Origin of the sequence: Streptomyces botrytidirepellens (assembly GCF_003721215.1) — a bacterium.
In the GTDB taxonomy this organism is placed as follows: domain Bacteria; phylum Actinomycetota; class Actinomycetes; order Streptomycetales; family Streptomycetaceae; genus Streptomyces; species Streptomyces himastatinicus.
Map to the genome: position 1 here is coordinate 1 of NZ_RIBZ01000709.1, position 7479 is coordinate 7479.

Genomic DNA, 7479 nt, shown 5'->3' on the forward strand with positions numbered 1-7479 from the left:
CTCACCCTGCCCGCCCCGCTGCGGGCGCTCACCGGCGGCGGTCCGGCGCGGCGCACCGCCGCCACCGGCCGCGCGCACACCGACTGGGCCGACCACCTCGCCGCGCTCCCCCGGGACGAACAGCACCGGGTGCTGCTCACCCTGGTGCTCACGCACGCCGCGGCCGCGCTCGGCCACTCCGACCCCGGCCGGATTCCGGCCGAACGCGGCTTCCTGGACCTGGGCTTCGACTCGCTGACGGCGATCGAGCTGCGGAACAGGCTGACCGCCGTCACCGGGCTGCGGCTGGCCACCACGCTCATCTTCGACCAGCCCAACCCGGCCGCCCTCGCCGCGCATCTGCACACCGAGCTGGCGCCCGGGGACGTGGATCCGCTCACCCCGGTGCTGGGCGAGCTGGAGCGGATGGAGGGCACGCTGCTCACCGTCGCCCGGGACGAGACGGCCTGGGACGCGCTGCGCACACGCCTGCGGAGCACGCTGTCGAAGCTGGACGGCCTGCACGGCGGCCCGGCCCCGGCGGAGGGCGCCGCGGAGAGCGCCACGGTGAGCGACCGCATCCAGGACGCCAGCGCCGACGAGATCTTCCAGTTCATCGACCAGGACCTGGGCCGCGGTGACAGCAGTTGCGCGGAGAGCGACGGAGAGCACATGGGAGCACACGTTGATTGACGAACGAAGCCGGAAGAAGCTCATCCTCGAGCACAGCCGTCGGCTGAACGCCGCGGACGTGGACGGGCTGCTGGAGCTGTACGCGGACGAGGTCACCTTCGAGGACCCGGTCGGCTCGGGTCAGCGGAGCGGGCGGGACGCGCTGCGGGCGCACTTCGAGGAGCTGGCCGCGGCGGGGATCGCCGAGGTCCCCGGCGAGCCGGTGGCGGGGCAGGACGGGGTGCATGTGCTGGTGCCCGTCACCGCCACCATGGGCTACCTCCCGAAGGGGCCGGGGTTCGCCGACCGCGGCTGGCTGACGGCGCCCGACGCTCCCGAGGACGCCCGCATCACCTGGGACTACGTGCTGATGATGCGCGCCGGGGCCGGTGGCCTCATCCAGGAGCTCCAGAAGTTCTGGGGGAGGTCCGACATTGGCATCCCGGAATGACAACCACGGCACAGGAGGCGTTCATGGCCGATGAGGCGACCCTCAAGAAGATGGCGGTGGAGTACGCCCGACGCATGAATGCCGGTGATGTCGATGACGTACTCGCGCTGTTCTCGGATGACATCGTCTTCGAGGACCCGGTCGGCGCGCCGCCGCTGATCGGCAAGGAGGCGCTCCGCGAGCACATCGCGTGGTCCATCGAATGCAAGGTGCACGAGACGCCGGGCCGCCCGGTCACCTCAATGGACGGCCGGCGGGCGGCGGTGCCGACCACGGTCACCGTCTACGCGCCGACGAAACTGACCTTCAGCATCATCGGTGTCATTGAGCTCGGTGATGACGGTCTGGTCCATCACGCCCAGGCGTTCTGGGGCATCACGGACACCAAAGTGGGTGATGGCCCCGAACTCACCGGCGTCGCACACTTCATGGCCGTCACCCAGAACCTCGCTCGGATGGTCCAGGCCAAGGGCAGCCCCAGTCCGATGTAAGTGGTGAAGGGACGAGAAAAGAACCATGACCGAACCGAAGCGCGGAATTGTCCTCGGCGGCGGCTGGGCAGGGATGTTGGCCGCCCATGTGCTCGCCCGCCATCTGGAGAGCGTGACCGTCGTGGAGCGCGATGTGCTGCCGGACGGGCCCCGCCATCGCAAGGGCTCGCCCCAGGCGCGCCATGTCCATGTGCTGTGGTCCAGTGGCGCCCGTATCGTCGACGCGCTGCTGCCGGGCACGATCGACCGGTTGCTGGGCGCGGGCGCCCGCCGGGTCGGATTCCACGAGGACCTGGTGACGCTGACCTCGCACGGCTGGCAGCACCGCTTTCCGCCGCGGCAGTACGCCATCATGTGCACCCGGCCGTTCCTGGACTGGATCGTCCGCGACCAGATCCTGGCGGCCGGGCGGATCTCCGTACGGTCGCGCGCCGAGATCCTCGACCTGGCCGGGGACGGCAAGCGGGTCGCCGGGGTGCGGGTGCGGGACATGGACACCGGGGCCCTCGAAACGCTGGAAGCGGACCTGGTGGTCGACGCCTCGGGGCGCGGCTCCCGACTGCGGCACTGGCTGTCGTCGCTGGAACTGCCCCCGGTCGAGGAGGACATCGTCGACGCGGGCATCGCGTACGCCACCCGGGTGTTCCGGGCGCCGCCGGGAGCCACCGCCGGATTCCCCGCAATCAACGTGGCCGCCGACCACCGGGTGCGCGAACCCGGCCGCTTCGGGGTGGTCTACCCGCAGGAGGACGGCACCTGGATGGTGACCCTGTCCTGCACCCGTGGCGCCGGGCTGCCCACGCACGACGACGACTTCCTGCCGTACGCCCAGACGCTGCGCCATCCGCTCGTCGCCGACCTCATCACCCTGGCCGAGCCGCTGACGTCGGTGGCGGTGTCCCGCGTCGGCGCCAACCGCCGGCTGTATCCGGAACGGCTGGACACCTGGCCGGAGGGACTGCTCGTCCTCGGGGACGCCCTGGCCGCGTTCAACCCGATCTACGGCCACGGGATGAGCGCCGCCGCGCGCAGTGCCGCCGCGCTCGACGCTGAGCTGGGGCGTTCCGGATACGATCCGGCGCGGACCCGGCGGATGCAGCAGGCGGTCAGCGCCGTGGTGGACGACCCGTGGATCATGGCCGCCTCCAAGGACGTCGAATACGTCAACTGCCGTACGGATGTGACGGATCCGCGGCTGACCGGTGGGGTGGTGGCGCGGCAGCGCTTCTCCGACCTCATCTCCGACCGGGCGATCCGCGCCTCCGCGGTGTGCGACGTGGTGACCGATGTGATCAGCCTGACCGCCCCGCAGTCCGAGCTGGCGTCCAGCCGCTTCCTGTCGCTGATGCAGCAGGACCGGCCGCTGCCGGAACTCACCGCGCCGCCGCTGCGCCCCGACGAACTCGCCCTGGTGGATCTGAATCCGCGCAGCACGGTGGCCGGGCGACTGTCATGACGACCGAGGAAAAACTCGTCGACTACCTCAAGTGGACCACGGCCGAGCTGCACGAGGCCCGTCAGCAGCTGCGGGACCTGCGGTCGGAGCGGGAGGATCCGATCGCGCTCGTCGGCATGGCCTGCCGCTTTCCCGGTGGCGTCAGCACACCGGAGCAGCTGTGGGACCTGGTGGCCGGTGAACGGAACGCCGTCTCCGGCCTTCCCACCGACCGCGGATGGGATCTGGAGCGGCTCCACCATCCCGGTCCGGGCCACCACGGCACCTCGTACGTCCGCGCGGGCGGCTTCCTCTATGACGCGGGCGCGTTCGACGCGGAGTTCTTCGACATCGGCCCCCGCGAGGCCGCGGCCATCGAACCGCAGCAGCGGATGCTGCTGGAGCTGGCCTGGGAAGCCGCGGAGAGCGCGGGCATCGATCCGCTGACGCTGCGCGGCAGTTCCACCGGCGTGTACACGGGGGTGATGTACCACGACTACGCGGCACGGCTGAGCGACATCCCGGAAGACCTGCTGGCCCACGTGGGGAACGGCAGCGCCGGAAGCGTGGCGTCGGGCCGGATCGCCTTCACCCTGGGGCTGCGGGGCGCGGCCGTCACCCTGGACACGGCGTGTTCGTCGTCGCTGGTGGCGATGCATCTGGCCGCGCGGTCCCTGCGTCAGGGGGAATGTGACCTGGCGCTGGCGGGCGGGGCCGCCGTCATGTACTCCCCGAGCGTGTTCCAGGTGGCCTCCGGTCAGCAGCAGCTCGCCCCCGACGCGCGGTGCAAGTCCTTCGCGGACGCGGCCGACGGCATGGTGTACGGGGAGGGCGCCGGTCTGGTGCTGCTGGAGCGGCTGTCCGACGCGCGGCGCCACGGCCACCAGGTGCAGGCGGTGCTCCGCGGTTCGGCGATCAACCAGGACGGCGCCAGTACGGGGATGGCGGCGCCGAACGGCCCGGCCCAGCAGCAGCTGATCCGGGACGCGCTGGCGAACGCCGGGCTGACGGCGGCCGATGTGGACGCGGTGGAGGCGCATGGAACCGGCACCGCGTTCGGCGATTCCATCGAGGTGCAGGCGCTGCTGGCCACCTACGGACAGGAGCGGCCGCCCGATCGGCCCCTGCTGCTGGGGTCGGTGAAGTCGAACATCGGGCACACCCAGTCCGCCGCCGGGCTGGCCGGTGTCGTCAAGATGGTGATGGCCCTGCGACACGGGATGCTGCCACGCTCCCTGCACATCGACCGGCCCACGCGGCTGGTGGACTGGCGCAGGGGCGCGGTGCGGCTGCTGACGGAGCGTACGGTGTGGCCGAAGCGCGAAGAGGGCCCGCGGCGCGCCGGGGTGTCCTCCTTCAGCGCGAGCGGCACCAACGCCCATCTGGTCCTGGAGCAGGCGCCCTCGCCCGTTCCCGACGGTGACGATGTGGCGCACGCCGGAGTGGTGCCCTGGGTGCTGTCCGCGCGCGGCGCGGCGGCGTTACGGGGCCAGGCGCGGGCTCTGGCCGCCCACGTGGACCGGAATGCGGGCGCCTCACCGCGCGATGTGGGGTGGTCGCTGGTCACGACGCGGTCGGTGTTCGACCACCGGGCCGTCGTGGTCGGTGAGGGGCCGGATGAGTTGCGGGCGGGGCTGGAGGCGCTGGCGGCCGGTGAACCGCATCCGGCCGTGGTCGGGCCGGGTGTGGTCCGTAACGGCGGGGCGGCGGCCGCGCCGCGCGGGACGGTGTTCCTGTTCGGCGGCTTCAACGCCGTGGAAGGCTTCGACGGCGGGGTGGGGCGCGAACTGTACGACCGCTTCCCGGCGTTCGCCGCCGCCTTCGACGAGGCGTGCGCGCTGCTGGAGGTGGCGGGGGAACGTCCGCCACCGGCCTCGGAGGCCGGGCTGTTCGCGCTGCACATCGCGCTGGTCCGGCTGCTGGACGCGGCCGGGGTACGGCCCGATGCGGTGGCCGGTGCGGTAGGCGGTCCCTTCGTCGGTGAGATCGCCGCCGCACATGTCGCCGGTGTCCTCGACCTCCCCGACGCCTGCCGCCTCGTCGCGGCCGGGCCCGGCGAACTCCCCCGGGTCATCGGCAGGGTGTCGCTCCGCCGCCCGGCGGTCCCGGTCCTGGACGTCCGCACCGGACTGCCCCTGGACGAGCGGATCACCACGCCCGGCTACTGGTGCGGCCGCGACCCGACCGCGCCGCGCCCCGAAGCCCCGAACCTCGGCCAGGCCGGTGTGGTCTGGGAGCTCGGGCCCGGGCGCGGTCTCGCTGACGGGGCGGCGCCGCTGGTGCTGTCGCCGTTCGGTGGCGATGGCGAGCGGTCCCAGGTGCGCGAGCTGACGTACGCGCTGGCGCGGCTGCACACCACGGGCGCTGCGGTCGACTGGCGCGCCCTCTTCGACGGCGCCACAACGCCGCGTACCGTCCCGCTGCCCACGTATGCCTTCCAGCGGCAGCGGTTCTGGCTGGAACACCAGGGGTCGGATGCCGTGCCGGTGACCGAGACATGGGTGGACACCGAGTTCTGGGACGCCGTGGAGCACGCGGACGTGGCGGCCCTCACCCGGGCCCTCGATGTCCCCGCGGAGCGGCACGGCCTGCTGCGGGAGATCGTGCCCGCGCTGGCCGCCTGGCGGCGGCAGCGGCAGTGGCGCCACCGGATCGCCTGGCAGGCCATGACGGAGGTGGTGGCACCGCGGCTGTCCGGCACCTGGCTGGTCGCGTCGGCGGGCGGCCCGCCCGCCGACGCGGTTGTCGCCGCGCTGCGGGAACACGGCGCCGACGTCGTCGAACTCGGTGCGGAGGGCCCGTCGGTCCTGGCCCTCGCCGGACGGATATCCGACGCCGCCACCGGGCGGTTCATCGCCGGTGTGCTCGCGCTGTCGGCCCTGGACGAGACCCGGCCACCGGCCGACGACGGCCGGAGCCCGGCGATCGCCTCGACCATCTCGCTGGTCCAGGCGGTGGAGCGGGCCGGGATCGAGGCCCCGGTGTGGGTGGCCACCCGCGGCGCGGTCGGTGTCGGCCGCGGGGATCCGGGGCTCCGCCCGGAGCAGGCCCAGGTCTGGGGTCTGGGCCGCGCACTCGCGGTGGAACACCCCCGGTGCTGGGGCGGGTCGGTCGATCTGCCGGACCGGTTCGACGCGCGGGCCGGACGGCGGCTGGCGGGTGTCCTGGCGGGCCTTCACGGCGAGGACGAAGTGGCCGTACGCGCCGACTGCTGCTTCACGCCCCGCCTGGTGCGGGACGTACCCGCCCGCGCCACCGCGGGGGGCCACCCGGCGCACCGGACCGTGCCGGATGGCTGGACCGTGCACGGCACGGTGCTGATCACCGGAGCGGCCACCGCCCTGGGCGCGCACACCGCCCGGTGGGTCGCCGGGGCGGGCGCGGACCGGCTGCTCCTCCTCGACACCACGGCCCCGGACGACGATCTGCTCGCCGAACTGGCCGCCTCGGGCCCACAGGTGTCCGTCGCCACTGTCGACCCGGCCGATCCGGACGCGCTCGCCGCCGCCGTGGCCGGTCTTCCGGCCGACGCGCCGCTGACCGCGGTGCTGCACCTCGCGGTGCCGCCACTCCATGAGGCCGGGCCGCTGGACGCCACGCACATCGAGCGCACCTGGCAGGCGACGGTGGCGGGGGCGAGGAACCTGTGCGCCCTCAGCCTGAAGAGCGATTTGTCGGCCTTTGTGCTCAGCTCCTCGGCCGTGGGTGTGCTGCCCGGCCCGGGGCTGGGCAACCAGGCTCCGGCCCACGCCTATCTGCACGCGCTCGCGCAGGAATGCCGGGCGCGGGGCGTCCCGGCGACCTCGGTGTGCTGGGGCGCCGTCGACGGCGCCGATCCGGCCACCGGCGCCGTCGAGGGGCCACGGAGCCCGGGAACGTCCGCACTGTCCCCGCGATCGGCGGCCGCCCTGCTGCGGCAGGCGCTCGTGGAGGACGCGGTGTCCGTGGTCATCGCGGACATCGACGAAGCACCCACCAGGCGGGAGAAACGATGAACGCATTCACCGCGGTCAATGGCAGTACCCCCGGCGATTCCTCCGACCCCCAACCGAACGGACCCGAGATGCACACGGAACAGAGCGAGGCCCATCTCGACGGCGCGGCCCTGCACCAGGCGCTGGCCATCGCCACGGCGGAAGAGCGCGAGGACATCCTGCGGGAGACCGTACGGACGCAACTCGCCGACATCCTCTCCCCCACCCCGATCGACGACGACAGCAATTTCCTCGAGAACGGGCTCACCTCGCTGACCGCGCTCGAACTCACCCGCAAGCTGATGACGCTCACCGACGTGGAAATTCCCCTCGTCGCCATTCTCGAATATCCCACCCCCGCCCGGCTCGGCCACTATCTCGCCGAGGCGTACGCGGCGGTCAACAGCGGGGACGGCGCCACGGCATAGCGCGCCGTTGATACGCCGACGCCGGGCGGGAGGGGGCTCACCCCCTCCC

At 73.0% G+C, this 7479-nt stretch carries 5 protein-coding genes and 1 pseudogene; all 6 read left to right on the plus strand.

All coding sequences use genetic code 11. The annotated features are described in order from the left end of the window. Positions 1–672, plus strand: a 672-nt coding sequence (locus EEJ42_RS36505) for a phosphopantetheine-binding protein (RefSeq protein ID WP_246097602.1), incomplete at its 5' end; no start/stop codon positions are given. Next, a complete protein-coding gene (locus EEJ42_RS36510; RefSeq protein ID WP_123106487.1) occupies positions 665–1102 on the plus strand; it encodes a nuclear transport factor 2 family protein in 438 nt (145 codons plus the stop codon). The genes EEJ42_RS36505 and EEJ42_RS36510, both read left to right, overlap by 8 nt. A 23-nt stretch (positions 1103–1125) precedes the next feature. After that, positions 1126–1593: a nuclear transport factor 2 family protein gene (locus EEJ42_RS36515; protein ID WP_123106488.1), complete on the plus strand. Its 468-nt coding sequence runs from the start codon at positions 1126–1128 to the stop codon at positions 1591–1593. A 25-nt stretch (positions 1594–1618) separates the two neighbouring features. Then, positions 1619–3049, plus strand: coding sequence for an NAD(P)/FAD-dependent oxidoreductase (locus EEJ42_RS36520; protein ID WP_123106489.1), 1431 nt, complete (start codon positions 1619–1621; stop codon positions 3047–3049). Between the two features lie 5 nt (positions 3050–3054). Continuing rightward, positions 3055–7023, plus strand: a pseudogene (locus EEJ42_RS36525) (type I polyketide synthase); the annotation flags it as partial. Continuing rightward, entirely contained in the window at positions 7020–7430 is a 411-nt protein-coding gene (locus EEJ42_RS36530) for an acyl carrier protein (protein WP_246097603.1), read from the plus strand. The pseudogene EEJ42_RS36525 and the gene EEJ42_RS36530, both read left to right, overlap by 4 nt. Positions 7431–7479: the final 49 nt, after the last annotated feature.

Bases quoted from the DNA above. Each gene is read 5' to 3' on its own strand.
- EEJ42_RS36530 (WP_246097603.1), top strand. From the start codon at position 7,020: ATGAACGCATTCACCGCGGTCAATGGCAGTACCCCCGGCGATTCCTCC.
- EEJ42_RS36515 (WP_123106488.1), top strand. From the start codon at position 1,126: ATGGCCGATGAGGCGACCCTCAAGAAGATGGCGGTGGAGTACGCCCGA.
- EEJ42_RS36520 (WP_123106489.1), top strand. From the start codon at position 1,619: ATGACCGAACCGAAGCGCGGAATTGTCCTCGGCGGCGGCTGGGCAGGG.